The 26,695-nt window shown below is 76.1% G+C and carries 32 protein-coding genes and 1 tRNA gene; 14 read left to right on the top strand and 19 right to left on the bottom strand.

The genetic code is table 11. The features are described 5' to 3' along the window. Positions 1-8: 8 nt before the first annotated feature. On the bottom strand, positions 9-686 hold the full coding sequence (locus CHC04_RS17060) for a UdgX family uracil-DNA binding protein (RefSeq protein ID WP_089405142.1): 678 nt from the start codon (positions 684-686) through the stop codon (positions 9-11). Between the two features lie 130 nt (positions 687-816). Here CHC04_RS17060 and CHC04_RS17055 point away from each other — a divergent pair, with 130 nt between their 5' ends. From CHC04_RS17055 to CHC04_RS17045, 3 genes are all read left to right on the top strand, one after another. Further along, positions 817-1,743, top strand: a complete 927-nt coding sequence (locus tag CHC04_RS17055; RefSeq protein ID WP_089405141.1) for an ABC transporter ATP-binding protein — start codon at positions 817-819, stop codon at positions 1,741-1,743. Then, positions 1,740-2,921 carry an ABC transporter permease gene (locus CHC04_RS17050; protein WP_141233840.1) on the top strand — a complete coding sequence of 394 codons (1,182 nt, stop codon included), beginning with the start codon at positions 1,740-1,742 and terminating at the stop codon, positions 2,919-2,921. Before CHC04_RS17055 ends, CHC04_RS17050 begins: the two co-directional genes overlap by 4 nt. Positions 2,922-3,038: 117 nt before the next feature. Continuing rightward, positions 3,039-3,899, top strand: coding sequence for a tetratricopeptide repeat protein (locus tag CHC04_RS17045; RefSeq protein ID WP_089405275.1), 861 nt, complete (start codon positions 3,039-3,041; stop codon positions 3,897-3,899). Positions 3,900-3,941: 42 nt separating this feature from the next. Here CHC04_RS17045 and CHC04_RS17040 read toward each other — a convergent pair whose 3' ends face one another. Continuing rightward, positions 3,942-4,841 (bottom strand): SMP-30/gluconolactonase/LRE family protein, encoded by a 900-nt coding sequence (locus CHC04_RS17040; protein ID WP_089405140.1) that lies wholly within the window; start codon positions 4,839-4,841, stop codon positions 3,942-3,944. Between the two features lie 57 nt (positions 4,842-4,898). Here CHC04_RS17040 and ppc point away from each other — a divergent pair, with 57 nt between their 5' ends. Then, complete coding sequence (ppc, locus tag CHC04_RS17035) at positions 4,899-7,721, top strand: phosphoenolpyruvate carboxylase (protein ID WP_089405139.1); 2,823 nt, start codon at positions 4,899-4,901, stop codon at positions 7,719-7,721. Here ppc and CHC04_RS17030 read toward each other — a convergent pair. Next, positions 7,718-8,638 (bottom strand): glycosyltransferase family 2 protein, encoded by a 921-nt coding sequence (locus CHC04_RS17030; protein WP_089405138.1) that lies wholly within the window; start codon positions 8,636-8,638, stop codon positions 7,718-7,720. The genes ppc and CHC04_RS17030 overlap by 4 nt on opposite strands. A 66-nt stretch (positions 8,639-8,704) precedes the next feature. On the opposite strand from CHC04_RS17030, the gene CHC04_RS17025 reads away from it, so the two are divergent. Then, positions 8,705-9,766 carry an inositol monophosphatase family protein gene (locus tag CHC04_RS17025; RefSeq protein ID WP_245817351.1) on the top strand — a complete coding sequence of 354 codons (1,062 nt, stop codon included), beginning with the start codon at positions 8,705-8,707 and terminating at the stop codon, positions 9,764-9,766. On the opposite strand, the gene CHC04_RS17020 is transcribed toward CHC04_RS17025, so the two are convergent. Next, a complete protein-coding gene (locus CHC04_RS17020) occupies positions 9,763-11,154 on the bottom strand; it encodes an FAD-dependent oxidoreductase (RefSeq protein WP_245817349.1) in 1,392 nt (463 codons plus the stop codon). The two genes, CHC04_RS17025 and CHC04_RS17020, sit on opposite strands and share 4 nt — an antisense overlap. Positions 11,155-11,235: 81 nt before the next feature. Here CHC04_RS17020 and CHC04_RS17015 point away from each other — a divergent pair, with 81 nt between their 5' ends. Next, a complete protein-coding gene (locus CHC04_RS17015) occupies positions 11,236-11,547 on the top strand; it encodes a putative quinol monooxygenase (RefSeq protein ID WP_089405137.1) in 312 nt (103 codons plus the stop codon). Positions 11,548-11,630: 83 nt separating this feature from the next. Here CHC04_RS17015 and CHC04_RS17010 read toward each other — a convergent pair whose 3' ends face one another. The 5 genes from CHC04_RS17010 to CHC04_RS16990 all read right to left on the bottom strand — a co-directional run bounded on the left by CHC04_RS17010 (position 11,631) and on the right by CHC04_RS16990 (position 15,265). Next, positions 11,631-12,440: an Fpg/Nei family DNA glycosylase gene (locus CHC04_RS17010; protein ID WP_089405136.1), complete on the bottom strand. Its 810-nt coding sequence runs from the start codon at positions 12,438-12,440 to the stop codon at positions 11,631-11,633. Next, positions 12,433-13,806 carry a cryptochrome/photolyase family protein gene (locus tag CHC04_RS17005; protein ID WP_089405135.1) on the bottom strand — a complete coding sequence of 458 codons (1,374 nt, stop codon included), beginning with the start codon at positions 13,804-13,806 and terminating at the stop codon, positions 12,433-12,435. Before CHC04_RS17005 ends, CHC04_RS17010 begins: the two co-directional genes overlap by 8 nt. Before the next feature lie 95 nt (positions 13,807-13,901). Next, a complete protein-coding gene (locus tag CHC04_RS17000) occupies positions 13,902-14,222 on the bottom strand; it encodes a GNAT family N-acetyltransferase (protein WP_089405134.1) in 321 nt (106 codons plus the stop codon). A 112-nt stretch (positions 14,223-14,334) separates the two neighbouring features. Then, on the bottom strand, positions 14,335-14,952 hold the full coding sequence (locus CHC04_RS16995) for a hypothetical protein (protein WP_089405133.1): 618 nt from the start codon (positions 14,950-14,952) through the stop codon (positions 14,335-14,337). A gap of 16 nt (positions 14,953-14,968) precedes the next feature. After that, complete coding sequence (locus CHC04_RS16990) at positions 14,969-15,265, bottom strand: hypothetical protein (protein ID WP_089405132.1); 297 nt, start codon at positions 15,263-15,265, stop codon at positions 14,969-14,971. 177 nt (positions 15,266-15,442) lie between these two features. Here CHC04_RS16990 and CHC04_RS16985 point away from each other — a divergent pair, with 177 nt between their 5' ends. Further along, a complete protein-coding gene (locus CHC04_RS16985; protein WP_141233839.1) occupies positions 15,443-16,069 on the top strand; it encodes a hypothetical protein in 627 nt (208 codons plus the stop codon). A gap of 87 nt (positions 16,070-16,156) precedes the next feature. On the opposite strand, the gene CHC04_RS25365 is transcribed toward CHC04_RS16985, so the two are convergent. Together CHC04_RS25365 and CHC04_RS16980 are read right to left on the bottom strand one after the other, a co-directional pair. Beyond that, a complete protein-coding gene (locus CHC04_RS25365; RefSeq protein WP_281252248.1) occupies positions 16,157-16,288 on the bottom strand; it encodes a hypothetical protein in 132 nt (43 codons plus the stop codon). After that, complete coding sequence (locus CHC04_RS16980; RefSeq protein WP_089405130.1) at positions 16,285-16,866, bottom strand: dihydrofolate reductase family protein; 582 nt, start codon at positions 16,864-16,866, stop codon at positions 16,285-16,287. The genes CHC04_RS25365 and CHC04_RS16980 overlap by 4 nt, the downstream gene beginning before the upstream one ends. Positions 16,867-17,103: 237 nt before the next feature. On the opposite strand from CHC04_RS16980, the gene CHC04_RS16970 reads away from it, so the two are divergent. Beyond that, on the top strand, positions 17,104-17,835 hold the full coding sequence (locus CHC04_RS16970; protein WP_089405128.1) for a dienelactone hydrolase family protein: 732 nt from the start codon (positions 17,104-17,106) through the stop codon (positions 17,833-17,835). A gap of 18 nt (positions 17,836-17,853) precedes the next feature. On the opposite strand, the gene CHC04_RS16965 is transcribed toward CHC04_RS16970, so the two are convergent. Beyond that, positions 17,854-17,926 (bottom strand) — tRNA-Arg (locus tag CHC04_RS16965). A 94-nt stretch (positions 17,927-18,020) separates the two neighbouring features. Here CHC04_RS16965 and CHC04_RS16960 point away from each other — a divergent pair. Beyond that, positions 18,021-18,350 carry a hypothetical protein gene (locus CHC04_RS16960; protein WP_089405127.1) on the top strand — a complete coding sequence of 110 codons (330 nt, stop codon included), beginning with the start codon at positions 18,021-18,023 and terminating at the stop codon, positions 18,348-18,350. Here CHC04_RS16960 and CHC04_RS16955 read toward each other — a convergent pair. Beyond that, complete coding sequence (locus CHC04_RS16955) at positions 18,301-19,155, bottom strand: alpha/beta fold hydrolase (protein WP_089405126.1); 855 nt, start codon at positions 19,153-19,155, stop codon at positions 18,301-18,303. The genes CHC04_RS16960 and CHC04_RS16955 overlap by 50 nt on opposite strands. Before the next feature lie 92 nt (positions 19,156-19,247). Between CHC04_RS16955 and CHC04_RS16950 the strand changes: the two genes are divergently transcribed. From CHC04_RS16950 to CHC04_RS16935, 4 genes are read left to right on the top strand one after another with little or no spacing between them, the layout of a single operon-like run. Next, entirely contained in the window at positions 19,248-19,685 is a 438-nt protein-coding gene (locus CHC04_RS16950; protein ID WP_089405125.1) for an SRPBCC family protein, read from the top strand. A gap of 41 nt (positions 19,686-19,726) precedes the next feature. After that, positions 19,727-20,578 carry an NAD-dependent protein deacetylase gene (locus CHC04_RS16945; protein WP_089405124.1) on the top strand — a complete coding sequence of 284 codons (852 nt, stop codon included), beginning with the start codon at positions 19,727-19,729 and terminating at the stop codon, positions 20,576-20,578. Next, positions 20,575-20,928 (top strand): biopolymer transporter Tol, encoded by a 354-nt coding sequence (locus CHC04_RS16940; protein ID WP_245817347.1) that lies wholly within the window; start codon positions 20,575-20,577, stop codon positions 20,926-20,928. Before CHC04_RS16945 ends, CHC04_RS16940 begins: the two co-directional genes overlap by 4 nt. Before the next feature lie 31 nt (positions 20,929-20,959). Next, complete coding sequence (locus CHC04_RS16935) at positions 20,960-21,922, top strand: MSMEG_6728 family protein (RefSeq protein WP_089405123.1); 963 nt, start codon at positions 20,960-20,962, stop codon at positions 21,920-21,922. A 16-nt stretch (positions 21,923-21,938) separates the two neighbouring features. Here CHC04_RS16935 and CHC04_RS16930 read toward each other — a convergent pair whose 3' ends face one another. Together CHC04_RS16930 and CHC04_RS16925 are read right to left on the bottom strand one after the other, a co-directional pair. After that, entirely contained in the window at positions 21,939-22,358 is a 420-nt protein-coding gene (locus CHC04_RS16930) for a PaaI family thioesterase (protein ID WP_217897421.1), read from the bottom strand. Then, positions 22,355-22,714 (bottom strand): VOC family protein, encoded by a 360-nt coding sequence (locus CHC04_RS16925; RefSeq protein ID WP_089405122.1) that lies wholly within the window; start codon positions 22,712-22,714, stop codon positions 22,355-22,357. Before CHC04_RS16925 ends, CHC04_RS16930 begins: the two co-directional genes overlap by 4 nt. Before the next feature lie 89 nt (positions 22,715-22,803). Here CHC04_RS16925 and CHC04_RS16920 point away from each other — a divergent pair, with 89 nt between their 5' ends. Beyond that, the gene (locus CHC04_RS16920; protein ID WP_217897420.1) at positions 22,804-23,496 is read left to right on the top strand and encodes a YbaK/EbsC family protein; all 693 of its coding nucleotides are present in this window, start codon (positions 22,804-22,806) and stop codon (positions 23,494-23,496) included. On the opposite strand, the gene CHC04_RS16915 is transcribed toward CHC04_RS16920, so the two are convergent. From CHC04_RS16915 to CHC04_RS16900, 4 genes are all read right to left on the bottom strand, one after another. Then, complete coding sequence (locus CHC04_RS16915) at positions 23,493-23,711, bottom strand: MscL family protein (RefSeq protein WP_245817345.1); 219 nt, start codon at positions 23,709-23,711, stop codon at positions 23,493-23,495. The two genes, CHC04_RS16920 and CHC04_RS16915, sit on opposite strands and share 4 nt — an antisense overlap. Before the next feature lie 84 nt (positions 23,712-23,795). Then, a complete protein-coding gene (gene cpaB / locus CHC04_RS16910) occupies positions 23,796-24,410 on the bottom strand; it encodes a Flp pilus assembly protein CpaB (protein WP_089405120.1) in 615 nt (204 codons plus the stop codon). Between the two features lie 84 nt (positions 24,411-24,494). Next, entirely contained in the window at positions 24,495-24,842 is a 348-nt protein-coding gene (locus CHC04_RS16905; protein ID WP_089405119.1) for an FmdB family zinc ribbon protein, read from the bottom strand. An 836-nt stretch (positions 24,843-25,678) separates the two neighbouring features. Next, the gene (locus tag CHC04_RS16900) at positions 25,679-26,407 is read right to left on the bottom strand and encodes a GAF and ANTAR domain-containing protein (protein WP_089405118.1); all 729 of its coding nucleotides are present in this window, start codon (positions 26,405-26,407) and stop codon (positions 25,679-25,681) included. Positions 26,408-26,695: the final 288 nt, after the last annotated feature.

Raw genomic sequence — 26,695 nt, 5'->3', positions numbered from 1 at the left:
CTCGCCCCTCAGGCCAGCGCGCCGGCGACGACGCGCAGGTCGGCGACGAGCGCGTCGTAGGCCTTGGGCCGCTCCTCGTCGGGCACCCGCAGCACCGCCGAGGGGTGCGCGGTCGCGAGCACCCAGGTCTGGGCGGGGGCCTCCTCGTCGGCCTCGTCGTCGCCCTGCTCGGCCCGCGCGACACCCGGCGGCGTCCACGGCATGAGCACCCCGCGGTCCTTGGTGATCCGGAACGACGGCGAGATCAGCGCCTTGGCCGCCGTCGCCCCCAGGCAGACGACGACCTCGGGCTTGAGCACCTCGAACTCCGCCTCCAGCCACGGCCGGCACGCGCGGATGTGCTCGGCGCCCGGCGACTGGTGGATCCGCCGCTTGGCCGTCGGGGTGAACCGGAAGTGCTTCACGGCGTTGGTGACGTAGGCGTCGCGCCGCTCGATGCCGGCCTCCTCGAGCGCCCGGTCCAGCAGCCGGCCGGCCGGGCCGACGAAGGGCTCACCCCGGCGGTCCTCCTGGTCGCCGGGCTGCTCGCCGACGAAGACGATGCGCGCGGTCTCCGGGCCCTCGCCGAACACCGTCTGGGTGGCCGGCTCCCACAGCTCGCACGCCCGGCAGCCGGCCGCCGCCGCGCGCAGCCCCTCCAGCCCGACGCCCGAGGGTGGGGAGGCGGGGTGGTTCTCCTGGCTCATGGACCGATGACACCCCACGTCCAGCGGCCGCGCGAGGTGGATCACCTTCCGGTCCCGCGTCGGACCGCAACCCGTCACCGGGCACCGATAACGTCGGGCGCGCACGGGGCCGACGACGGGATGAGGAGCGGTGCTCGAGTTCGACGGGCTCCACAAGAGCTACGGGGACCACCACGTGCTGGAGGGCGTCGGCTTCACCGTCGCCCCCGGTTCGATGTTCGGCTTCTGCGGGTCCAACGGGGCCGGGAAGACGACGACGATGCGGATCGCGATGGGCCTGGCCCGCGCCGACGCCGGCGAGGTCCGCTGGCGCGGCCGGCCGCTGGACGAGGAGTCGCGCCGCCGCATCGGCTACATGCCGGAGGAGCGCGGGCTCTACCCGAAGATGCGGGTCGGCGAGCAGCTGACCTACTTCGCCCGCCTGCACGGCCTCGACGCCGCCGCGGCCGCCCGCGCCGCCGAGGAGTGGGCCGGCCGGCTGGGCCTGGGCGAGCGCCGCCGGTCCCGCGTGGAGGAGCTGTCGCTGGGCAACCAGCAGCGCGTGCAGCTGGCCGCCGCGCTGGTCAGCCGGCCCGAGGTGCTCATCCTCGACGAGCCGTTCAGCGGCCTGGACCCGGTCGGCGTCGACGCGCTCGCCGACGCGCTGCTGGAGCAGTGCCGCGGGGGCGTGCCGGTGGTGTTCTCCAGCCACCAGCTCGACCTCGTCGAGCGGCTGTGCGACTCCGTCGGCATCCTCGCGCGCGGCCGCATGGTCGCCACCGGCACCGTCGAGGAGCTGCGGCGCCGGGAGTCCGGGCGGGTGCTGCGGGTCGTCGTCCCCGACGCCGCGCCGGGCTGGGCCGGCGCCGTCCCCGGCGTCTCCGTCGTCTCCGAGCAGGCCGGCGACACCCTGCTGGATCTCGCCGAGGGCGCCGACGACCAGGCCGTGCTGGCCGCCGCGCTGCGCACCGGCCGGGTCACCCACTTCGCCTGGCGGCAGGCCACCCTCGTGGAGCTGTTCCGCGAGGCCGTCGCCGACCCCGCGCAGCAGGCCGCCCGCCAGGAGGTCGCCGCGTGAGCGCCCCCCTGTCGAGCGGGCAGCTGGTCCGGCTGGTCGCCGCGCGCGAGGTCTCCACCCGGCTGCGCGACAAGACTTTCCTGGTCAGCTCCGCGGTGATGCTGCTGATCATCCTCGGCATCCTGGTCTTCCAGGCGGTGGTGAACTCCGGCAGCGACGAGAACCGCATCGGCGTCGTCGGCGACCCCGGCGCGCTCGGCCCGGCGCTGGAGGCGCAGGGCGAGCTGCTCGGCCGCGACGTCACCGTCGTCGGGCTCGACGACGACGTCGCGGCGCGCACCGCCGTCGAGGACGAGGACGTCGACGCCGCCGTGCTCGGCGCCACCGGCGGCGCCCCGGAGCTGCTGGTGCGCGAGTCCGACCCCACGGTCGAGGGGCTGGTGTCCGGGGCCGTCGGCGCGGTGGCCCTGCAGCGGGTGCTCACCGAGGCCGGCGTCGACCCGGGCGGCCTGCCGCAGCTGACGGTCACCGCGCTCGACGAGTCCTCCGCGGCCGCCGGTCAGCGCACCGCCGTCGCCCTGGTCGGCGTCGTCCTGCTCTACAGCCTGATCGTCCTGTTCGGCCAGTTCGTCGCGCAGGGCGTGGTGGAGGAGAAGGCCAGCCGGGTGGTGGAGCTGCTGCTGGCGACGATGCGACCCTGGCACCTGCTCGCCGGCAAGATCCTCGGCCTCGGCGCGCTCGGGCTGGCGCAGATCGCGCTGATCGCCGTCATCGGCGTGGGCGGCGCGCTGGCGTTCGACGTCGTCGACGTGCCCGGCGACCTGATCGGCACGGTCGGGTGGGTGCTGTTCTGGTTCGTCCTCGGCTATGCCCTGTTCGCCTCGCTGTTCGCCGTCGCCGCCTCGCTGGTCAGCCGGCAGGAGGACCTCGGCAGCGTGCTCACCCCGGCGACCCTGGTGCTCTTCGTCGGCTTCGTCGTGGCCATCCAGGCCGCCGGCGACCCGGACGGGACCGCGGCGGTGGTGACCTCCTTCGTGCCGGGCCTGTCGCCCATGGTCATGCCGGTGCGCCAGGCCGCCGGTGACGTGGCGGCGTGGGAGGTCGCGGTGGCCGTCGTCCTCATGCTGGTGGCCATCGCGCTGGTGGTCCGTCTCGGCGGTCGGGTGTACTCCGGCGCGCTGCTGCGGACCAGCGGGAAGACCAAGCTGAAGGAGGCCCTCCGGGCCGGCCGGGCGTGAGTCCGCCGGGCCCCGTCCGGGCCGGGGACACCCGCCCGGACGAGGCCCGGACACGTTGGGGTGACCTCACTCTCCGGGAGGGCGTGCGCCCAGGTCAGGGCCGACATCATCGGCGTCATGACGGAGGACCTGGACGCACGCCTCTGGCGGCTGCAGGCCTCCGAGGACGCCGACGAGCTCATCGAGCTGGGCTGCGACCTCGCCGAGGCCGGCCGGCAGACCGACGCCGAGTGGTGCTTCCGCCGCGCGGCGGCCCTCGGCGACGTCACCGGCTACTACGACCTGGGCAACAGCCTCGCCGCGCAGGAGCGCTGGACCGAGGCCGTGGACGCCTACGAGGTGGCGCTGGCCGGCGGGGAGATCGACGCCTGGCGCAACCTGGGCCTGGTGCTCGAGCAGCTCGGCGACCTCGCCGGCGCGATGGAGGCCTACCGGGGCGCGGCGGAGGCCGGCGACACCGAGGGCGGCCTGCAGCTGGCGTTCCTGCTGCGCGAGCAGGGGGAGCGCGAGCACGCGCTGGCCGTGGCCCAGGAGCTCGCCGCCGCCGGCAACGAGGAGGCCGACGCCGTCGCCGCCTGCTGGCAGTGGTGCGCCACCCTCGACCCGTCGCTGGAGGACCGGCTGCGCGCCGGTGCCACCTACTTCCCGGCCGCCCGCGCCGACCTCGCCGCGCTGCTGCTGCAGACCGGCCGCGCGGTGGAGGCCCGCTCGGTGCTCGAGCGCGGCGCGAAGCTCGGTGAGCAGGTGGCGTGGCTGCCGCTGGGCAACCTCTACCGGGAGGAGCTCGCCGACGACGAGGCGGCCGAGGAGGCCTACCGCGCCGGCATCCACGCCGGGGACACCTACTGCCACCACAACCTGGGCGTGCTGCTGGCCGACCGCGGCGACCTCGCCGGCGCCGCCGAGGAGTTCCGGCGCGGCGCCGACGCCGGCGACCAGCTGGCCGCCGCCGCGCTGGCGCTGCTGCAGGACAGCTGACCCCACCGCCCCTCCCGGGCACATCCGCGGAAGTGCCCGCAGCTAGACGACCTGGCGGAGGCCGGCCAGCGGGCCCCGGTAGGGCTCCGCGGCCGGGCCCGACACCCCCGGCCGCACGGTGAACAGCCGGCCGGCGTCGGGCTCGTCCTCGTCGCCCCTCGCGGTGCTGACGACCAGCAGGTCGCCGGTGAACGCGCAGCTCGACGTGTTCGCCACGCCCACCTCGACGACGGCGAGCAGTTCCCCCTCGGGCGACCAGCGGCGCACCTGGCCGCCGCCCCACATCGCGGTCCACAGGCAGCCCTCGTCGTCGACGGTCAGCCCGTCGGCGACGCCGTCGGGACCGCCGGTCTCCAGCAGCACCCGGCCGCCGGTGAAGGCGCCGCTGCCCGGGTCGTAGGCGAAGGCGTGCACCAGGCCGGGCCCGGAGTCGGTCAGGTACACCGTGCGGCCGTCGGGTGACCAGCCCAGGCCGTTGGACACGGTCAGCCCCTCCCGCACGGTGGTGACGGTGCCGTCGGTGTCGAGCCGGTAGAGGGTGCCGGCGCCGGGCCGCTCGTCGAAGGCCATCGTCCCGGCGTAGAAGCGCCCCGCACGGTCGCACTTGCCGTCGTTCATCCGGGTGCCGCCGTCGGCCTCCCCACCGCCCTCGCCGGCCAGGTCGACCAGCACGCGCGCGGTGCCGTCCTCGGCGACGTGGGTGAACCCACCCCCGGCGCCGGTCAGCCAGCCACCGGCCGCGGCGGGGACGACGACGCCGACGGTGTCCCCGGCGCGCAGCGACCCGGTGTCGCGCACGTCCTCGCCGTCGACGGCGCCACGGCGGACCGTGCCCGCGGAGATGTCGACCCACAGCAGCTCGCCGCGGGCGTCGTCCCAGGTCGGGCCCTCGCCGTGGTCGGCGGGCGAGGCGGAGGCGGGGGTGGCGCGCAGGGTCTCCACCCCCGTCCAGGTGCCCGGGACACCTGCCCGTCACACGGGCGGTCGATACTGCGGGCCATGTCGGAAGCCACCGTCGACGTCGCCGACCTCCGCCTGCCCGGGCGCGACCCGGAGGGCGGCGGCCGGGCCGACGACGCCCCGCTGCGCGAGGACATCCGGTTGCTGGGCCGTGTCCTCGGCGAGGTCATCCGCGAGCAGTCCGGCGACGACGTGCTGGACCTGGTCGAGTCCACCCGTGTGCAGGCCTTCGCGGTGCGCCGCTCGGAGACCGACCGGACCGGCCTCGCGCACCGCCTGGGCGACCTCGACGTCCGCGCGGCCAACCACGTCATCCGCGCGTTCAGCCACTTCTCGCTGCTGGCCAACCTCGCCGAGGACCTGCACCACGAGCGCCGCCGCCGGCACCACCGCCGCGCCGGCTCCCCGCCGCAGCCGGGCAGCCTGGCGGCCACCTTCGCCCTCCTCGACCGGGCCGGCCTCGACCCCGACGCCGTCGCCCGCGAGCTGGCCGGCGCGCTGGTGGTCCCGGTGGTCACCGCGCACCCCACCGAGGTGCGCCGCACGACCATCTCGCAGGTGCAGCAGCAGGTCACCGAGCTGATCCGCCGGCGCGACCGGATGGCGCCCGGTGAGGTCGACGAGGCGGCCTGGTCCGCGGAGCTGGAGCGCGCGGTGCTCACGCTCTGGCAGACGGCGCTGCTGCGGCTGTCGCGGCTGCGGCTGACCGACGAGATCGACGAGGCGCTGCGCTACTACGACCTCTCGCTGTTCCGCGTGGTGCCCGAGATCAACGCCGACCTGCGCCGGGAGCTGGGCGCGCGCTGGCCCGGCAGCGGGCTGCCCACCCAGCCGGTGCTGCAGCCGGGCTCGTGGATCGGCGGTGACCGCGACGGCAACCCGTTCGTGACCGCCGAGGCGGTCCGCCGGGCCAGCACCCGGCACGCCGAGACCGCGCTGACCCACCACCTCGGCGAGCTGGTGGGGCTCTACCGCGAGCTGTCGATGTCCGACCGGCTGGTCACCCCGACGCCGGAGCTGTCCCACCTGGCCGAGGCCTCCCGCGACGACTCGCCGTTCCGCGCCGACGAGCCCTACCGGCGGGCGGTCAACGGCATCCACGCCCGGCTGGCGGCCACCGCGCGGCGGGTCCTCGGGCGGGTGCCGGGCGTGCCGCCGGTGGCCGACCTCCCGCCCTACGACGAGCCCGGCGAGCTGCTCGCCGACCTCGCCGTCGTCGACGCCTCGCTGCGCAGCCACGGCGCCGGGGCGCTGGCCGACGACCGGCTGGCCCGGCTGCGCGACGCCGTCGAGGTGTTCGGCTTCCACCTCGCCGGGCTGGACATGCGGCAGAACTCCGCCGTCCACGAGGAGGTCGTCGGCGAGCTGCTGGCCTGGGCCGGCGTGTGCCCGGACTACGCCGAGCTCGACGAGGCCGCGCGGGTGGAGCTGCTGGCCGGCGAGCTGCGGCTGCGCCGGCCGCTGGTGCGGCCCGACGCGCAGCTGTCCGAGCTCGCCCGCGGGGAGCTCGACCTGCTGGTCGCCGCCGCCGAGCAGGTGGCGCTGCTGGGCCCGCGGGCGATCCCGAACTACGTGATCAGCATGTGCGAGTCGGTCAGCGACGTGCTCGAGGTCGCCGTCCTGCTCAAGGAGGTCGGGCTGCTCGACCCGGACGGGCCGGCGGGCCCGTCGTGCCCGGTGGGCATCTCGCCGCTGTTCGAGACCATCGCCGACCTGCAGGCCGCCGGCGAGACCATGACCGCCGTCCTCGCCCAGCCGCTGTACCGGGCGCTGGTGCGCAGCCGCGGCGACGCGCAGGAGGTCATGCTCGGCTACTCCGACAGCAACAAGGACGGCGGCTACCTCGCCGCCAACTGGGCGCTGTACCGGGCCGAGCTGGCGCTGGTGGAGGTGGCGCGGCGGGAGGGCGTGCGGCTGCGGCTCTTCCACGGCCGCGGGGGCACGGTCGGCCGCGGCGGCGGGCCGAGCTACGAGGCGATCCGCGCCCAGCCGCCGGGTGCGGTGGCCGGCGCGCTGCGGATCACCGAGCAGGGCGAGGTGATCGCGGCCAAGTACGGCGAGCCGGACCTCGCGCGGCGCAACCTCGAGGCGCTGGTCGCGGCCACCCTGGAGGCCACGCTGCTCGACGTCGAGGGGCTCGGCGACGACGCCGAGGACGCCTACGCGCTGCTCGACGACCTCGCCGCCCGCGCGCAGGCCGCCTACCGGGCGCTGGTGCACGAGACCCCGGGGTTCGTGGAGTGGTTCCGCGCCGCGACGCCAATCCGGGAGCTCGCCGAGCTCAACATCGGCAGCCGCCCGCCCTCCCGCAAGGCCGGCGACCGCATCGCCGACCTGCGCGCCATCCCCTGGGTGTTCAGCTGGTCGCAGGCGCGGATCATGCTGCCCGGCTGGTACGGCACCGGGACGGCGCTGGAGTCGTGGATCGACGGCGACGGTCCCGGGAACAGCGCAGCGCGACTGGCCCGGCTGCAGGAGCTGCACCGGCGCTGGCCGTTCCTGCGCACCGTGCTGTCGAACATGGGGATGGTGCTGGCCAAGACCGACCTCGACCTGGCCGCCCGCTACGCCGGGCTGGTGCCCGACGAGGAGCTGCGGGCGCGGGTGTTCGACCAGATCACCGCCGAGCACGAGCGCTCCTGCCGGGTGCTGCTGGCCGTCACCGGCGACGACCACCTGCTCGCCGACAACCCGTCGCTGGTGCGCTCGATCCGCAACCGCTTCCCCTACCTGGAGCCGCTGCACCACCTGCAGGTGGAGATGCTGCGCCGCCGCCGCACCGGCGACGACGACGAGCTGGTGCGCCGCAACATCCAGCTGACCATCAACGGGATCGCCACCGCGCTGCGCAACAGCGGTTAGGGGGGGGTGACCGGCAGCCGGTGCCGGTCGAGCCAGGCCGCCAGCCGGTCGCCGTCCCAGGGCCGGCGGCGGCGGGCGGCGGCCAGCGCCAGCGAGCGCGGCAGCTCGAGCAGGGCCAGCGCGATGCCGGCGGCGCCGGCCGGGTCGCCGTCGCGCAGGTGCCGGGCCACGGCCAGCGGCCGGCGGGCGAGGAAGGCCGCCGTCTCCCGGACCGGGCGGCGGGCGTGCTGCGGGACGAGCACCTGCGCCGTCCGGGCGTAGTGCCACTCGCGCAGCAGCCCGGCGCGGGGGCCGTCCTTGCCGTGCCGGAAGCGGGTGCCGGGGACGCGCAGCAGCAGGTGCCCGGCGGCGCGCAGCCGCCGGGAGGCGTCGCGGTCCTCGTTGTAGAAGAAGTACAGCGGGTCGAAGCCGCCGGCGGCGAGGAACTCCTCCCGGCGGAGGAGCAGCGCGGTGCCGGGCAGGTCGTCGGCGGCGAACGGCGGGCCGGGCGGGTGGTCCTCCTCGCCCGGGCCCTCGACGGCCGGCGCCGCCCACACCGCGGCCGGCTCGGCGTCGAGGACCTCGGCCAGCCGGTGCAGCATCCCCGGCTCGGGCTCGCCGTCGGAGTTGACCAGCGCCACGTAGCGGCCGCGGCAGGCGTCGACGGCGAGGTCCATGGCGCGGGCGAAGCCGAGGTTGCGCGGCGCCCGCAGCACCCACCGGTCGGCGTCCGGGTAGCGCCGGCGCAGGAGGGCCCGCGCCGCGGCGGAGGTGCGCGGCGCGGGGTCGTTCTCCACCAGCAGCGCCCGGCCGCGCCAGCCCGGGCCGGTGGCCGCGGCGAGCGCCGCGTGGTGGCGAGCGAGCAGCTCGGGGGGCTCGCGGTGCACGAGGAGGACGACGTCGACGTCGTCGAGGCCGGTGCGCGCGGAGACGGTCACCGTGGCGCCCTACCCGCCCGGCCGCGGTGGCCTACCGTGCCGGTCAGGGCGGACGGCGGGGGGACCGTGACGGAGACGATGTGGGTGGCGGCGTCGGGGGAGGACCTGCGCGCCGTGGCCCGGCTGCTGGGCGTCGGCCCGCCCGCGCTGGCCGCCGAGCTGCTCGACCCGGGGGCCCGGCTGCTGGTCGCCGACGACGCCGCGGCCCACCTGCGCCGCCGCTGGACCGACGAGGGCACCACCGAGGCCGTCGTCCTGCACCGCTCGACCCACGTGACCGGGCGCACCGCGCTGCTCGCCGTCGCCTCGGCCTGGGGCTGCTCGAGCGTCCGCGACACCGGGACCGGCCGGGTGCTCGACGTCGAGCCCCCGCCGGAGGACGCGCCGCTCACCGAGCGCTTCGCGCACCTGGCCGCGCTGGCCGCCACCCGGGTGGAGATGGCGGTCGCGCTCGCCCGTGACACCGGTCGGGACCACCGCAAGGACGACGGCAGCTGGTCGATCGCCGCCGACGAGGCCGCGCACGCCGCCGCGGTGGAGGTGCTGGCCCCGCTCGGGGTGCCGGTGCTCTCCGAGGAGCGGGCCGACCCCTCGGTGCCCGAGGACCGGCCGTGGGTGGTGCTCGACCCGCTCGACGGCACCGGCAACTTCCGCGCCGGGCTGCCGCCGTGGGCGTTCTCCGCCGCGCTGGTCGACCGCGGGCAGGCGGTGGCCGGGCTGGTGGTCGACCTGTCCTCGGGCCGGCGCTGGTCCGGGACGGCGGGCGTCGGCGCCTGGCGCGACGGGGTGCCGGCGCGGGTGCGCGAGGGCAGCACCGTCGTCGCGCCGTCGGGCCGGGTGGTGCGGGTCCCGTCGACGGCGGCGCGGGTGCGGGTCACCGGCTGCACCGCCGTCGACCTGTGCCTGGTCGCCGACGGGTCGGCCGGCGCCTGGCACGACCTCGACCGCAGCGGGACGCACGTGCACGACGTCGCCGGGGGGCTGGCGGTGCTGGCCGGGGCCGGCGGGGTGGCGCTGACCCCCGACGGGGCGCCGCTGCGGCTGCGGCCGGACACCGGGACGCTGATCCGCTTCGCCGCCGCGGCCACCGACCGGGCCGCGCGCGACCTGATCGCCGCGGTCGCCTAGCGACCCGCTGCGGCGCGCACGGCCGACAGCAGCGACTCCCGTTCGTGCAGGGTGGTGCGCGCCCGGCCGCGGGTGGCGCCGAGGGCGACCTCGGCGGCGTCGATGGCCCGCCAGTCCTCCAGCAGCACCGGCTCGGCGCCACGGGCCCGCAGCGTCTGCACCAGGTCGTCGCGGTCGCCCGACGGGCGGATCACCCCGGCCTCGGCGTCGGCCAGCAGCGACGCGACCGTCTCCCGGGCGTCGTGCTTGTTGGTGCCGACGACGCCGGTGGGCCCGCGCTTGATCCAGCCCGCCACGTACTCCCCGGCCGACGGGGCGCCGTCGCGCAGCACCCGGCCGTCCTCGTTGGGCACGGTGCCGCTGCGCTGGTCGACCGGCAGCCCGGGCAGGCCCTGCCCGCGGTAGCCGACCGAGCGCACCACCAGGTCGGCGGGCAGCACCTCGTACTCCCCGGTGCCCACGGCGCGGCCCTCGTCGTCGACCGTGGTCCGCTCGACCTCCACGCCGGTGACCCGGTCGGCGCCGAGCAGCCGCACCGGCCGGCGGTGGAACCGCAGGTGCAGCCGCACCCGGTCGGGCTCGGGCCGGTGCCCGGTCCACTCCCGCAGCACGGCGAGGTTGCGGGTGGCGTTGCGGTCGCCGGCGATGCGCTCCTCGGCGGCCGGGCTCAGCTCCAGGTCGGCGGGGTCGACCAGCACCGTGGCCTGCTCGAGGCCGTCGAGCTCGCGCAGCTCCATGGTGGTGAAGGAGGCCTGGGCCGGGCCGCGGCGGCCGAGCACGGTGACCTCCTCGACCGGTGCCGCGGCCAGGGCGTCGAGGACGTGCTGCGGCATGTCGGTGGGCTCGAGCTCCTGCGGCGCGCGGGCCAGCACCCGGGCGACGTCGAGGGCGACGTTGCCGACGCCGACGACGACGGCGCGGCGCACTCCCTCCAGCGAGGCCTCGACCCGCGCCCGGTCGGCGTCGGGGTGGCCGCAGTACCAGGCGACGAGGTCGGTGGCGGCGAGGCTGCCGGGCAGGTCCTCCCCGTCGATGGACAGCGGGCGGTCCAGCGCCGCGCCGTAGGTGTAGACGACGGCGTCGACGTGCGCGCGCAGGTCGTCGAGGGTGATGTCGGTGCCCACCTCGACGTTGCCGACGAACCGCACGCCGGGGTCGTCGAGTGCCCGGTGCAGGGTGTCGCGGATCGCGCGCATCTTCGGGTGGTCGGGGGCGATGCCGTGCCGGACCAGGCCGAAGGGGGTCGGCAGCCGGTCGAGCAGGTCGACGGTCACCGGGACCGGCGCGCGGCGGGTGAGGGCCTCGGCGGTGTAGATGCCGGCCGGGCCGGCGCCGATCACGGCCACCCGCAGCGGCCGGCCGTCTCCCGGATCAGTCTCGTCCGACACGACTGGGATCCTGGCCCGCCCGGGTAGTGGTGCGCCAGATCACCGTCCGCAACCCGATCGCGAGAGCAGGGGGGACCGCCCGTGTCCGTCGTCGTCGTCGCCACCATCAGCCCGAAGGCCGAGCACGCCGAGGAGGTCCGCCAGGCGGTGCTCGAGACGGTGCCGAGGGTGCACGAGGAGCCGGGGTGCGAGCGCTACTCCCTGCACGAGGGCTCCGACGGTGCCCTGGTCATGGTGGAGAAGTGGGAGAGCCCGGAGGCGCTGGCCGCCCACGGGAAGGCCGATCCGCTCAGCGAGCTGTCGGGCCGGCTGGAGGGCAAGCTGACCGGCCCGCCGTCGGTGACCGTGCTCGACGCGCTGCCCGCCGGCGACCCGGCCAAGGGCGCCCTCTAGGCCTACCTCCTCCGTCGAGATCCCGTGATCTCGACGGCGGAGGCCCCTCTGCGCGCCGAGATCACGTGATCTCGGCAGGAGAGCTAGGCGGCCTGGCAGACGGGGCACCAGTAGAGGTTGCGGCCGACCATCTCCTCGGTGCGCACCTCGGTGCCGCAGAGGCGGCAGGGCAGGCCGGTGCGCCGGTAGACGTAGTGCGCGTCCTCCCGGCGCACCGCACCCGACCGGCGGGAGCGGTCGGCCGGGGAGGTGGTGACGATCCGGCCCATCCGGACGCCGGCGCGCATGAGCACCACCAGGTCGTCCCACAGCGCCTGCCACTCCGGCTCGCCGACGTCGCGGCCCGGGCGGAACGGCGAGATCCGGTGGCGGAAGAGGATCTCGGCGCGGTAGACGTTGCCGACGCCGGCCAGCACCGACTGGTCCATCAGCAGCGCGCCGACCGCCGTCCGGCTGCGGCCGACCCTCGCGTACGACAGCGGCCCGCCGCGGCGGGTGCGCAGCGGGTCGGGGCCCAGCCGGTCGAGGACAGCGTCGACCTCGGGCTGGGTGAGGACGTCGCAGGCGGTCGCGCCGCGCAGGTCGGTCCACACGCCCTCGCCCTTGGGCCCGTCGGCGGTCCACCGCATCCGCAGCGCACCGCGCGGGGGCGGTGGGTCGCCGAGGCCGGTGGTGTAGGTGCCGTAGAGGCCCAGGTGCACGTGCAGGACGGGGCCGCCGAAGTCGGCGAACAGGTGCTTGCCGTAGCTGGTGACCTCCTCGAGCACGCGGCCGTCGAGCAGCGCGGCACCGGCGGCGAAGCGGCCCTGCGGGCTGGTCACGTGCACCGGGCGGCCGGCGAACAGCTCCGACTGCTCCCGCGCCAGCCGGTACAGGGTGTGGCCCTCAGGCACCCCGCACCGCCTGGTAGCGGGCCAGCGCCACCTGGCGCTCCTCGGCGTGGTCGACGACCGGCGCGGGGTAGCCCTCGGGCGGACCGCCGGGCATGGTCCACGGCTCGTGCACGTACCGGTCGGGGACGTCGCGCAGCTCGGGTACCCAGCGCCGCACGTAGGTGCCGTCGGGGTCGAACTGCTGGCCCTGCCGGGTCGGGTTGAACACCCGGTGGTACGGCGAGGGGTCGGTGCCGGTACCGGCCACCCACTGCCAGCCGTGCTGGTTGCTCGCCAGGTCGCCGTCGACCAGGTGGTCGAAGAAGTACCGCGCCCCGCGCCGCCAGTCGATGTGCAGGTCCTTACACAGGAACGAGGCGACGACCATCCGCACCCGGTTGTGCACGTAGGCCTCACCGTGCAGCTGCCGCATCCCGGCGTCGACGATCGGGTAGCCGGTGCGGCCCTCCGCCCACGCGGCGAAGTGCTCGTCGGCGACCGGGCCGGAGTCGTACTCCATCCGCCGCATCTCGGGGTCGAACGGCTCGCGCGCGGTCTCCGGGCGGTGCCAGAGGACGTCGGCGTAGAAGTCGCGCCAGATCAGCTCGCCGACGAACTTGTCCACCGCCCCGGCGGAGTCCTCGCCGAGCGCCTGTGCCTCGGCGACCAGCGTCCGGGGGTGGACGGTGCCGTACCTCAGGTGCGCCGAGAGCCGGCTGGTGCCGTCGGTGCCGGGGGTGTTGCGGCCGGTGGCGTAGCCGAGGAGCCGCTGGTCGCGGAACAGCGTCCACGCGTCCAGGCCGGCCTGCTCGCCGGCCGGGGGGAGCACCGTGCCGCCGAGGTCCTGGGCCGGCGGCAGGTCCTCGGTGCGGACGCCGTCGGCCCAGACGAGGCGGTCGGGGCGGGCGGCGGGGGAGTGGACGCCGCGGGCGCGCCACACCCGGGCGAAGGGTGAGTAGACCTTGAACGGCGTGCCGTCGTCCTTGAGCAGGCGGCCGGGGGCGACGCCGTAGGGCGACCCGGTGCACACGAGCGGGACCTCGCCGAGTGCCCGCTCGACGGCGGCGTCGCGGGCCCGGCCGTAGACGCCCGCGTCGGCCGAGACGTGCACGCTCCCCGCCGCGGTCTCGCGGACCAGGTCGGGGAGCACGCGCGCGGGGTCGCCGGAGCGGATGACCAGCGCCCCGCCGGTCTGCTCGCGCAGGTCGGCCAGGCAGCCGCGCAGGAACTCCCGGCGCGGCCGCCCCGAGGGCTCCCACAGCCGCGGGTCGACGACGAAGACGGGCACCACCGTGCCGTCGGGACCGGCGGCGTCGACCGCGGCCAGCAGAGCCGGGTGGTCGCCGAGCCGGAGGTCGCGGCGGAACCAGAGCAGAGCGGTCGGCACCCGCCCCAGGCTAGTCGGAGGACCTCGGTGCCCCCCGCGACTCGCACGCTCGCCGCGGGCCCCTGCACCGAGGCCAGCCGCAGGTCAGCGGCCGGTCAGTGGTCGGCGGTGGCCAACCCGAACCGGGGCTTGTCCTCGTCGGCGACCAGGTCCAGCGTCTCCGGGTGCTGCTGGATGTAGTGGCGGACGAAGGAGCAGTAGGGGAGGACGGTCAGTCCCCGCTCGCGGACGGCGTCGAGGACGCCGGCCACCAGGACCGTGCCGAGCCCGCGGCCACCCATGGACGGGTCCACCTCGGTGTGCGGCAGGGCCATCGTGCCGTCCTCGACGTGGTAGCTGGCCAGTCCGACGACGCGCTCGCCGACCCGCACCTCGAACCGTCCCCGTTCCGGGACGTCGACCACCGTGGTCTCCATCGTGCTGTGCCACCTCCGCATCGCCCCGGCGCCGTTGCCGGGGTTCCGTCGTGCATCTGGAACGGTAACGCCTCGGAGCCGGGGACACTTCCCGCTGACCGGTGTGCCGCCCTCATCCGGGTGTCCCGTCGGCCGAGGTGACGGCGCGGCGCAGCGCCCGGCCGCGGGCCAGCGCCCGGTCGACCTCGGCCACCACGACCTCCACCACCCACCGCACCGGGCCGGCCGCCGCCAGCAGCGCCTCGGTGGGCAGGGCGCGGTCGGTGGCCAGGACGCCGAGCGTGCTCGCCACCGCGGCGAGAGCGGCGTCGTCGGGGGACCAGGCGTGGTCGGGGCCCGCGGTCATCGCGCGCTCGTCGTCGCGGGTGCGGGCCGCGCGGTGGTCGACGTACCGGCGCGACCACCGCCCTCTGCGGGTCCAGCTGCCCCGGCGCAGGTGCTCGGCGGCGAGGTCGTGCTGGTCGACGCGGCCGCGGCGCAGGAGGTCGGCCAGGGACCCGGGGGATCCGGCCGCCCCGGCGAGCAGCCGGTCGGCGGGCGGGAAGCCGGTCGGCCGGCCGTCGAGACCCACGGCGTCCTCGGTCTCGGCGAGGCGGTCCCGGAGCGCGAGGTCGACCAGCAGCGTCCCGCGGACGGCGAGGGCGGTGACGAGGTCGTCGGTCAGCCGGCCGCGGCCGTCGAGAGCCAGGCAGGCCAGGCGCATCGACGTCGACCCGTCCCAGTCGTCCACGCCGGGACGATGCCGGTCAGGGGCGGGGGTTCGTGCGGGTCCAGCCGCGGTCGTCGCGGCGGGCGCCGAGCCCGGCGCGGCAGCGGCGGCAGACCTCCTGCACCTCCTCCGCGTGCCGGCCGGACTCGGGCTGGACGTCGGCCCAGCCGACGTGCGGGAAGCGGGCGAGCCGCGACCGCGACAGCGACAGGCCGCAGACGGTCTCGTTGCGTCCCTGCTCCCAGGCGTGCACCTCGCCGGAGGGGTAGCGGATGCCGTCGTCGGGGTCGGTCCAGCGGCCGGTCGCCGCGACCGCCGCGTTGCGCAGTGCCATTCGATGCCCGTACCCGCCGTACGGCCGGGATCACCGCGTGTGGAGAAGTGCTGCGGAATGCACAGGAATGGCAACGAGCCGTCACGGAAATGGAGCGGATCGGGGACCTTCGTCACTGTTGACAGGCGTGGGAGAAAAGCGGGGCCGGTGTCTTTCGGGAATGACGGGGAGAAGACGATGCGATGCACTTCCACGATCGGTGTCCTGGCAGCCGTCGTCGTCGGGGTGGGTGCCACTCCGGCACTGGCCGACGGTGGTCCCGACGGAGCCGACGACGCCGGATTCGTCCCGGTCGAGGAGGTCATCCCGGACTACTACGCGCCCGTCTCGTTCCAGGCGTGCGACAGCACCGTCACCCTGGAGAGCGGGGACGTGCGCGAGGTCGAGGTGCGCGTGACGGAGAACCCGGACGGCACGACGACGACGGAGTTCCGCGGCGCCTGGACGGTCGACCTCACCCGCGCCGACGGTGCGGTGATCGACGAGCTGGACATCTCGGGGCCTGGGGTCGAGGTCTCCGGCCCGACCGGGGCGACGATCACCCTGGGCGGCCCGTCGCTGCTCTTCCCGATCGACGAGGTCCAGCAGGCCGCGTGGGACGCCGCGGGCCTGCCGGAGGGGGACCTCGCCTACGTCAAGAGAGGTGAGGTCCAGGTGCGGGTGACCGTCGACGCCGAGGGTGTCCCGGTGTCGGAGGAGTGGGTCCGGCTGGACGCGCGGATCATCGACCTGTGCCGCTGGTTCGACCGCGGGAATGCGCGCGACCACGACCGAGGCCGCGCGCACGCCGCGCGTGGGTGGTGATCCCTGCCCCTTTCCTGGCGGGAGTGCCCGGCGCCTCAGGGGGCCGGGCACTCCCGTTCTGCGCGCCATTCCGGCGGCCGCGCGTCGTCAGGAGGACGGCGCCCGGCCGAGGCGCAGGAACCACACCGGGACGGCGAGCGCACCCAGGCGGCCGGTGTCGAACCGGCCGCGACGAGGGTCCGCAATCTCCTCGACGACCGCCCGCGCGACGGTGGTCACGTGCCCGGGTCCTGCGACCGCCGGACGGCGTGCCGCAGCAGGACGACGCCGTTGCCGAACCGCCGGGTCTCCACCAGCTCCAGGTCCGTCGGGGAGTCGGCGGTCCCGAACAGCTGCCGCCCGCGGCCGACGACGACCGGGTTGACGTAGAGCCGGTACTCGTCGACCAGGTCCAGCCGGCGGAAGGTCTCCACCAGGTCGGCCCCGCCGAGCGTCATGTCCCCGCCGGGCTGGTCCTTGAGTGCGCGGATCTGGTCGGGGTCGACCGCGGTCCGCAGCGAGGCGTTGGGGCCGACCTGCTGCAGCGTCCGGGAGAACACGATCTTCGGCACCGACCGCCAGATGCCGGCGAACTCGTGCATGACCGGCGGGAGGTCCGGGTCCTGGTCGGCGGTCGGCCAGACCGCCTCCATCAGCTCGTAGGTGACCCGGCCCTCCAGGAAGGCGCTCATGGTCGCGAGGTGCTCGTTGAAGTGCCCGTGCAGTTCCTCGTCGACGCGGTGCCAGCTCAGGTCGTGGTCGGGACCCTCGAAGTACCCGTCCAGCGACAGCATCATCTGCACGACGATCTTCCGCATGCGTCCTCCTGGTCCACGGGCCGGTCCGCGAGCTGGGACCGGCGGACGCGCACGATCTCATCGGTCCCGCCGGAGCTCGCCCGGCACGCCGGCCGCTGCTACCTTCCGGACGCCGTGCCAGAGACGGAGGAGGTGGTACCCGTGGACGCATCGACGTGGGTGCTCCCCTCCGGGGTCACGGTCGGGCGGTAGGTCGCCCGGGAGCGCCGTCCAGGAGCTCTCCCGAGAGGCACGACCGTGCACGTCACCGCAGCACGACACCTCGACGACGGTGTCCTCGAACGTTCCTTCACCCTCGGCGACGTCCCCGGCGTCCTGTGGACGCCCGGGTCCCCGACCGCTCCCGTCCCGCTCGTCCTGCTCGGCCACCCCGGCGGGCTGCAGGCGGTGTACCCCCGCCTGGTGGCCCGGGCCCGGCACTCCGTGGCGGCGGGCTTCGCCGCGGCCACCCTCGAGCTCCCCGGCAGCGGGGACCGGCCCCGCTCCGCCGACGCCGAGGGGGCCCGCGCCGACCTGCGGCGGGCACTGGCGGCCGGCGAGCCGGTCGACGCCGAGGTCGTCGACCGGCTCGTCCTGCCGCTGGTCGAGCAGGCGGTGCCGGAGTGGCGGGCCGCCCTGGACGCCCTCCTCGCGCTCCCGGAGATCGGCGGACCGGTCGGGTACTCGGGAGGGGTGATCGCCATCGGCGTCCGGCTGGCGGTGGTCGAGCCGCGCATCGCGGCCGCGCTGCTGTTCGCCGGGAGCCGGGTGCCCCGCGCCGTGTTCGAGGAGGCCCGGCGCGTCACCGTCCCGCTGCTGGTCCTGCTGCAGTGGGACGACGAGGGGAACGACCGCCAGGAGGCGCTGGACCTGTTCGACGCCCTCGGCTCCGCGGAGAAAACGCTGCACGCCAACACCGGCGGGCACACCGGCGTCCCGTCGTTCGAGGGCGACGACGCGAACCGGTTCTTCGCGCGGCACCTGAGGTGAGGCCAGCGCGCTCCTGGGTGCCCCCGGCAGGATTCGAACCTGCGACACACGGTTTAGGAAACCGATGCTCTATCCCCTGAGCTACGGGGGCTCGTCGGCAGGAGGCCGACCGGGGCGTGCGCGACGAGGCTACCGGGGCGACCCGACCCCGCCCGCGCAGCGTCCCCGGTGGCTACCGTCGGAGCGTGATGCTCGCGGTGGTCGAGATCGTGGTGCTGCTGGTGGTCCTCGGGCTGCTGCTGTCGCGGCTCGGCGTGCTGTCCGCGGCGCCGCGGGACCCGCGCCCGGTGCCGGTCCGGGCGGCCTGGGCGCCGGCGCACGAGGAGGTCGACGGCGAGACCCGGGTGCTGCTGCGGCGCTCCTACACCGGCGGCGACGGCCTGCCGGTGGTGCTGGAGGACCGCGTCCTCACCGCGTTCCCGGCCGACGACCCCGCCTGGGAGGCCCGCTTCACCGAGGCCATGGCTAGCGCGCGGTTCCGGTGCGGGTACCTGAACGCCGAGGAGGGGCGCTGACCTCGGCCAGCAGGTCGGTGTCGGCCTGGCGGGCCGCCTCCTCGACCAGGCGCACGATCGTGCGCGGCCGGTCCGACTGCGGCGCGTGGCCGGCCCAGAGCAGCGGGACGAACCGGGAGCCCGGGACCAGCGGCAGGTAGCGGACCGTCTGCCCCGAGGCGATCCAGTCGGCCACACCCTGCACGAGGGTGACCGGGCAGTCGATGCGGTCCAGGCCGCGCGGGACGTCGAGCAGCAGCCCCCACAGCAGCGTGCGCCAGAAGTCGCGGGAGTCGGCGAACCCCTCCCGCGCGCCGAGGGCCTCGTCGGGGGAGGTCGACCACGGCCGGGCCTTCAGCGGCGCCAGCAGCGCGGCCCGGCCGAGCGCCGAGCGCGACAGCGGGCCGACCAGCGGGGCACCGGTCCGCATCATGACCCGCGCCAGCGCCATCCCGCTGCCCTGGTAGACGCGCTCCGGCGGCACGTTCAGGCCCGACGGCGCGATGGCGACCACCGACCGCGCGCGGCCGCGGCGGGCCAGCTCCAGCGCGACCCGGGCGCCCAGCGAGTTGCCCAGGACGTGCACCCCGGCGACGCCCTCGACGTCGAGGGTCCGCTCGACGGCGTCGGTGATCGCGGCGACGGTCGGGCGCTCCTGGAGGGCCGGTGACCGGCCGACCCCGGGCAGGTCGACGTCGATCACGTCGAAGCGGGCGGCGAGCAGCGGGAGCACGGCGGCGAAGTCGCGGTGCGAGCTGCCCATGCCGTGCAGCAGCAGGAGGGGCTCACCGGAGCCGGTGCGGGTGTACGAGAGCGGTGCGTCCATCGCCTCCTGGGTACCCGGCCGCGCCGCACCTCGACCGGTGAACCGGGTCACGTCGGCGGCAGCGGTTCGGCGCCGAGGGCAGGATGACCGGTATGGGACAGGTCGTGGCCACCGCCGAACGCGTCGTCGCCGCCCCCGCCGAGCGGGTGCGCGCCGCCCTGGCCGACTACGCCGGCACCCGCCCGCGGGTGCTGCCCAAGCAGTTCAGCGACTACCGCGTCGAGGCCGGCGGGCAGGGCTCGGGCACCCGGGTGCACTGGCGCTTCGCCGCGACGTCGAAGCGGGCGCGCGAGCAGGATGTCGAGGTCACCGAGCCCGACGGGACCCTCGTCGAGCGCGACACCCGCTCCTCGATGGTCACCACCTGGACGGTCGCCCCGGCCGACGGCGGCCGCAGCACCGTGCGGGTGCGCACCACCTGGGACGGCGCGGGCGGCGTCGGCGGCTTCTTCGAGCGCACCTTCGCCCCGCGCGGTCTGCGGCGGGTCTACGACGACCTGCTCGGCCGGCTGGAGCGCGAGCTCACCTGACGGCGGCGGCGCGGCGCGCCGTCGCGGTGGACGATGGTCCGGTGACCGCCGCCCTCCCCGCCGTCGAGCCCGCGGCCCTCGACGAGCTGGCCGGCCTGGTCGCCGACGGCGACGTCCTCGTCCTCTCCGGCGCCGGCCTGTCCACCGACTCCGGCATCCCCGACTACCGCGGCGCCACCGGCTCGCTGCGCCGGCACACGCCCATGACCTGGCAGACCTTCCGCCGCGACCCGCGCGGCCGGCACCGCTACTGGGCGCGCAGCTTCGTCGGCTGGCCGCAGATGGCCGCCGCCCGCCCCAACGCCGGCCACTCCGCGGTCGCCCGGCTGCAGCGCGCCGGCCTGCTCGGCGGCGTCGTCACCCAGAACGTCGACGGGCTGCACCAGGCCGCCGGCGCCCGTGACGTCGTCGAGCTGCACGGCGGCCTCGACCGCACCGTCTGCCTGGCCTGCGGCGACGTCGCCCCGCGCGCGGAGCTGCACCGCCGGCTGCGGGCGGCCAACCCGACCTTCGGCCCGCGCGCCGACGAGGTGAACCCCGACGGCGACGCCGAGCTGCCCGACGACGTGCTCGACGGCTTCGTCATGGTCGACTGCCGCGTCTGCGGGGCCGGCCCGCTCAAGCCCGACGTCGTGTTCTTCGGCGAGACGGTGCCGCGCGACCGCGTGGAGGCCTGCTTCCGCCTGCTCGAGGAGTCCGCGAGCCTGCTCGTCCTCGGCTCCTCGCTGACGGTCATGAGCGGCTACCGGTTCGTGCTGCGCGCCGCCGAGCTCGGCATCCCGGTCGGCGTGGTCAACCTCGGGCCGACCCGCGGCGACGCGAGGGTCGACGTCAAGGTCGACGCCCCGCTCGGCGAGGTGTTGCCCGAGCTGGCCCGCCGCTGCGGGGCATGAGCCGGGACCGGAAGGACCTCCCTGCCCCCCAGCGCTCGCAGGCTCGCGCCGGGCCCCTGCAGCGAGGCCAGTTCACCGACGACGGCCGCTGGGTCGTCGTGGACGGGCGGCGGTGGCGGACGGCCGACCCCGCGCTGCCCGACGACGTCCGCGCCCGGCTGCTGTCGCACCTGGGCGCCGCGCGCGCGGCGGTGCGCACGGCGCCCGACGAGGCGGCCCGGCGCGCCGCCCGCGACCGGGTGCAGCTGGCCAAGACCGGGCTGGGGGAGCGGGGCCCGGCGTGGTGGGACCAGGACGACGACGCCCGCCGCGCCCGCTGGGAGGCCGCGCTGGAGGCGCTCGGCGGTTGACCCCGCGCCGGCCCGGGCAGGAACCCCCGCGATGCAGACCTTCCTGCCGGTGCCCGACTTCGTCGAGAGCGCCCGCCTGCTGGACTCGCCGCGGCTGGGCAAGCAGCGCGTGGAGACGCTGCAGGTGCTGCGCGCCCTCGAGCTGCCCGACTACGGCTGGGCCTCGCACCCGGTCGTGCACATGTGGCGCGGGCGCACCGCCGCGCTGGTCGTCTACGGGCTGGCGATGGTCCAGGTGTGGCGCGAGCGGGGGTTCGCCGACAGCACCCAGACGCTGATCGCCGAGTTCGCCCCCGACGTCGCCGGCGCCGCGCAGGAGGAGCTCGCCCGCGGCGGGCTGCTGCCCTCGTGGGTGGGCGACGAGGCGCTGCACCGGTCGCACCGGTCGAACCTGCTGGCCAAGGACCCGGACTTCTACCGGCCGCTGTTCGCGCCGCTGTTCGGGTCCGAGCCCGACGACCTGCCCTACCTGTGGCCCGGTGCCGACGACGTCCCGCCCGCGCCCGAGCCCGAGGGCACGCGGGTGTGGGTCGTGCGGCCGCGGGCGCACAACGAGCTCGGTGCGTGCCTCGCCGCCGGCGTCGTCGGCCTGGGCACCCAGTCGGGGGTCGACGTCGACGCGACCGGGCTGTCGCAGGCCGAGCTGCGCGCGCTGGCCAAGGAGCTCTCGGGACGGCGGCCGAGCAAGGACCTGCGGCAGCTGTCGACCTTCCTCGACGAGATCCGCCCCGGCGACCCCGTGGCGCTGCCGATCGAGCACGGCGCCGGGCTGCTGGTGGGGGAGGTGCTCGGCGACTACCAGTTCGACGCCCGCGAGCTGCTGCCGCACCGCCGCCCGGCCCGCTGGGACCGCGTCGTCCCCCGTGCGGCTGCCCGCCCGCCCGCGACGCTGCAGGACCCGCGCGCGCTGTTCTCCGTCGTCGTCGACCCCGACGTGCTGCCGCCGTCGCTGGCCGGCACCACCTACCGGGAGCCCGCGCTGCCGCTGGTGTGAACCGCCCGGCGCGCGGTCACGCCCCGGGCAGCGGGACGTTCTGCAGGCGCACCTGCCCGCGGGCGACGAGCTTGCCGTCCTCGGCGCGGGTGATGAGCACCTGCCACAGCTGCAGGGTGCGGCCCTGCTGCACCGGCTCGGCGACGACGTCGACCCGGCCGGCGGTGACCGGCCGGAGGAAGTCGGTGCTGTTGTTGACGCCGACGGCGAACTGACCCCGGTCGGCGACGGCGAGACTCGCGCCGATCGATGCCGCGGACTCGACCACCGCGCAGTGGACCCCGCCGTGCACGACGCCCCACGGCGTGTGGTGGTCGGGCCCGAGGTCGACGGTTCCGGCGACCCGCGTGCCGCTGGCCTCGGTGACGTCGAACCCGGTGGCGGCGACGAAGGCGCTGGCGGAGGCCCGGTCGACGGCGGGCAGGCCGTCGCTCACGCGTCCCACACCAGGCAGAAGGGGTGGCCGACCGGGTCGGCGTAGACGCGGAAGTCCCCGCCCCCGCCGGGGAGCCTCCGGGCGCCGAGCGCGAGCACCCGCGGCTCGGCCTCGTCGACGTCGGCGACCTGAACGTCGAGGTGGAACTGCTGCGGCCGTGCCGGGTCGGGCCAGTCGGGCGGGACCAGGTCGGGCGCCTGCTGGAACGCCAGCCGGTACCCCTTGCCGGTCACCACGACCCAGTCGTCGCCCGGGCCGCCCTTGCTCACCTCCATCCCGAGCAGGTCGGCGTAGAAGGTGGCGAGCGCGTGCGCGTCGGGCGCGTCGAGGACGACGGAGTGCAACTGGCCGATCATGCGACCCATCCTGGCCGCCGTCGGGCGGCGGCACCCGCCGGGATCCGGCCGTCCGCCGCCGCGTTCCCGCCGGGAGGCAGGATCGGGGCGTGACGACCCCGCCCCCTCCCGTGCTCGGCTCGCTGACCTGGGTGCCCGCCGCCGAGCGGCCCGACCTGCTCGGTGGGCCGGTGGCGGCCGCCCTGCCGTCGCTGCCCGGGCCGGTCTGGGTCGCGCCGGTCGACGACGACCTGGCCGACACCGCGGCCTTCACCGAGGCCTACGGCGTCCCGCTCGCGGCGTCGGCCAACTGCGTCGTCGTCGCCACGCGCCGGGCCGGGCAGACCGCGCTCGCCGCCTGCGTCGTGCTGGCCACCACCCGCGCCGACGTCAACGGCCTGGTGCGCCGGCACCTGGGGGCGCGCAAGGCGTCCTTCGCACCGCAGGACGTGGCGGTGGCGGAGTCCGGCATGGCCTACGGCGGCATCACCCCGATCGGGCTGCCGCCGTCGTGGCCGGTGCTGGTCGACGCCGCCGTCGCCGCTGCCGGCCTCGTCGTCGTCGGCTCGGGCACCCGCGGCGCCAAGCTGGCGCTGCCCGGTGCCGCGCTCGCCGCGCTGCCCGCCGCCGAGGTCCTCCAGGACCTCGGCCTGCCGGTCGAGCAGCCCCCGCAGCCGGCCCCGCCCGCACCGGTGGAGCGGGCGCCCGACGACGGCGACGTCGGCTGGGGGGAGCGGCCCGACGAGCGCGACCCCGACCGGCGCTGGCTGGAGGACCGGCCGCCGCACTGGGGCACCGACTAGGTGAAGGACCCCGTCCTCCCCACCCCTCGCTCGCTCGGGGCGGCGCCCTGGACGGGGCCGTTGCGCAGCAGGTTGCGGATCTCGGCGAGCAGCTCCACCTCGGTGGGCGCCACGGGCCCGGCCTCCTCGCCGCGCCGCCGCCGCTCGGCGATCTTCTGCAGCGGGAGCACCACGACGAAGTAGACGACCGCGGCGGTGAGCAGGAACGTGATCACCTGGGTTGCCGCGCAGCAGGAAGTCCTTGAATCCCCTCAGCACGGCCCTCATGCACTCACGACCATCCCCGGCCGGTCCAGAGGTCAGTCACGGCCCGCAGGCGGGGTGAGACTCAGCGTGAGAGTGGCCGTGGCCGCCGCCGCGGCCAGGGCCGATGCGGTGGCCTCGTCGACGGCGAGCACCAGCAGCCCGCCGTCGTCGGGTCCCGGGACCGCCAGGACGAGCGCGGCCCGTGCCACCACCCCGGCCTGCGCCGCGTCGGGGGCGGTGGCCAGGACGTCGACCCGGTCCCCGGGCGTGGCGAGCCCGGCCACGGCGAGGTCGGCCGGCCGCACCGGGACGGCCACCTGGCCGGCCGGCAGCAGCGCGGTCAGGCCCGGGCCGACCAGCCGCACGTCGGTGACGGGTTCACCGGCCCGCAGCGGCGCGGCGAGCACCCGCCCGGTGAGTGCGGCGGGGTCGGGCGCCGACCCGGTGGGGGCCGTGGGCAGCTCGGTGACCGTGAGGGACGCGCCGGTCAGCACCGTGCCCGCCGGCAGGTCGGCGGCCGCGGTGACCACCGGGGTGCCCGGCGGCGGTTCCGCCGGGGGGACCGCCGGTGGGCGCAGGGCGAGCACGAGGGCACCGGTGGCCAGCAGCGCGGCCAGGCAGCGGCGCAGCAGGACGGCGGGGGAGCGGGGACGACGCAGGCGCGGCACCGGCCCAGGCTGACCGCCCCGGACCAGCTGCGGGGTCCGCGCGCAGGCCCTGTGGAAGCGCCGCCCGGGTGTGGACGGCCGGCGTCAGCCCGCGGCGGCCTTGCTGCCGCTCCCGGAGGAGCTGCTCGAGGACGTCGAGGTACCCGACGACGAAGAGGACGACTCCTTCGACGACGACCCCGTGGACGGCGTGCCCGACGACGAGTCGGAGGAGGCGGACGCCTTGGCGGTCTCGCCGGAGGTGGAGCTCGAGCGGCTGTCGGTGCGGTAGAAGCCCGAGCCCTTGAAGACCACGCCGATCGAGCCGTAGACCTTGCGCACGGGCACGCCGCAGGTCGGGCACTCGGCCACCGGGGCGTCGGAGAAGGACTGCACCACCTCGAACTCGTGCTTGCCCTCGGGGTTGGTGCAGGCGTACTGGTACGTGGGCACGGGGCGGCACTCCTGGTCGAGCGGGGTCGGACGGGGCCGGTGCCGGCGGAGGCTGGCACTCGGGGCCTTCGACTGCCAATGATGCGCCACGCTGCGCCCCGGCGTCCACGCTTGTCGGCGAGGGTCACGTTTGCGCCGCGCGAGGGCGGGATCGTGGTCTCGCCCTGGGTGGCTCTGCGCAGGCGAGGGTCGGCTCTGCGGTCATGAGGGCGGCTTTGCGGTCGATGCGACGCCGCTGATGCCGACTCGCGGTCTTCAGCCCTGCCTGGCGGGTGCTCCGGTCGCGCAGATCTGGCCCGTAGCGCCGGCGCTGGCTGCCATCGCGCAACAGCTCGTTTCGCAGGGGCCGCGCACCTCAGGTGTGCGCCGCGCCCGGCCGGACCCGCGCACTGCTGACCACCGGCCGGTAGACCGCGGACCCGGCCGGGCGACGAGGCGTCATGAGCGAGCGACCGCCGGTCCTGCGGGCCGCGGCGACAGGCTCGCCGGGCTCACCGACGAGGAATCGCCGCCGTGATCGCCCGGAGCGCCGAGGCGTTCGCCGCCGACGAGAGCGGCCCGGACGTGCCGGCCGCGCGTCGACCTGGATGCCGTCGAAGGTGGCCAGGCCGCGGCCGGCAGGAACTCGACGCCCGGGTGGCCTGTGAGACGCACCTCCGGGGTCGGCGGGTACGCGGCCCCGCTGAGGCGGCCCCGCCGCCCGTGGGTTCTCGAGCAGCGGGACCTGACCACCGCAGCCCCCCGGGGAGTCGCGGTGGCTGTCTCCAGTGTCCGGGGCACCTGCTCCCCGGGTGACCCGGCTCGATCCGGTGCCGACGACGGCCGCTGCGGCGGAGCTACCGGAGGGGGAACTCGCCGGTGTGCACGAGGTGGTCGGCGATGTCGCGCACCTTCCGGTTGGCGTGCATCGACGCCTGGGCCAGCAACTGGAAGGCCTGGTCGGGCGTGATCTTGTAGCGCTCGACGAGCACGCCCTTGGCCTGGTCGATCACCGCCCGGGACTCCAGAGCCCGCTGCAGGTTGTCGGCCATGTCCCTTGCGCTCTGGTAGGCGTACAGGTTGCCGGCCGCGACCGCGGCGTACGGGCCGAACCGGGTGGCGGCCGAGCGGCTGTCCTCGTCGAAGGCGTCGGCGTCCCGGGCGTAGATGTTCAGCGCCCCACTGACCTGGTGGTCCTCGTCGATGCGCAGCGGGATCGACAGGGAGCTGAGGCAGCCGCGCTCGACTGCCCGGGACAGGTAGTCCCGCCAGCGGGGATCGGTGCGGGTGTCGGCGACCTCGGTCACCTCGCCGGAGCGGGCGGCGTGCAGGCACGGGCCGTGATCGCGTTCGTACTGGCGCTCGTCGAGGTCGACGGCCAACTGTCCGGTGCTCGCCATCAAGGTGGGCTTGTCCCTGACCAGCAGGGTCACCGACGTCTCGGGCCGGCCGGGCAGCACGGCCCTGCTCAGGTCGGCCACCGTCTGCAGCAGGCTGTCCATCGACAGCTCCCGCAGGGACAACCGACCCAGGCGCTCCAACGCCTCGACGGCGTTCGCGGGCTGCGGGTTCTCGTCGCCGGCCACGCACGGCCTCCGGTCTGCTCTGTACAGGGGGGAGTGACCTCGGCTGCGTACTCCGATCTGGAGCCCGCGCTCGCGCACTACGCCACTGCCGGACGCACGATCAACGCCGGTCCGTCCCAGCGCCTGACCACCACGCTACGCGCCCGCAGGCCCGCGCGGACATCCCCACCCGCGTCCCGCGGCTGCGGGAGGCCAGACCTCTGATGCGCAGAACACCGGTGTCCTGCCGCCGTGAGTTCGGCAGCAGGGTGTGATCCTCCGTGCGTCAGTGCGGCTACCCGATGTGAG

The sequence above is a fragment of the Geodermatophilus saharensis genome, assembly GCF_900188205.1.
Taxonomy (GTDB): Bacteria; Actinomycetota; Actinomycetes; order Mycobacteriales; family Geodermatophilaceae; genus Geodermatophilus; species Geodermatophilus saharensis.
The sequence above is the reverse complement of the archived record's forward strand: the minus strand, read 5'-3'. Positions and strand labels throughout refer to the sequence as shown.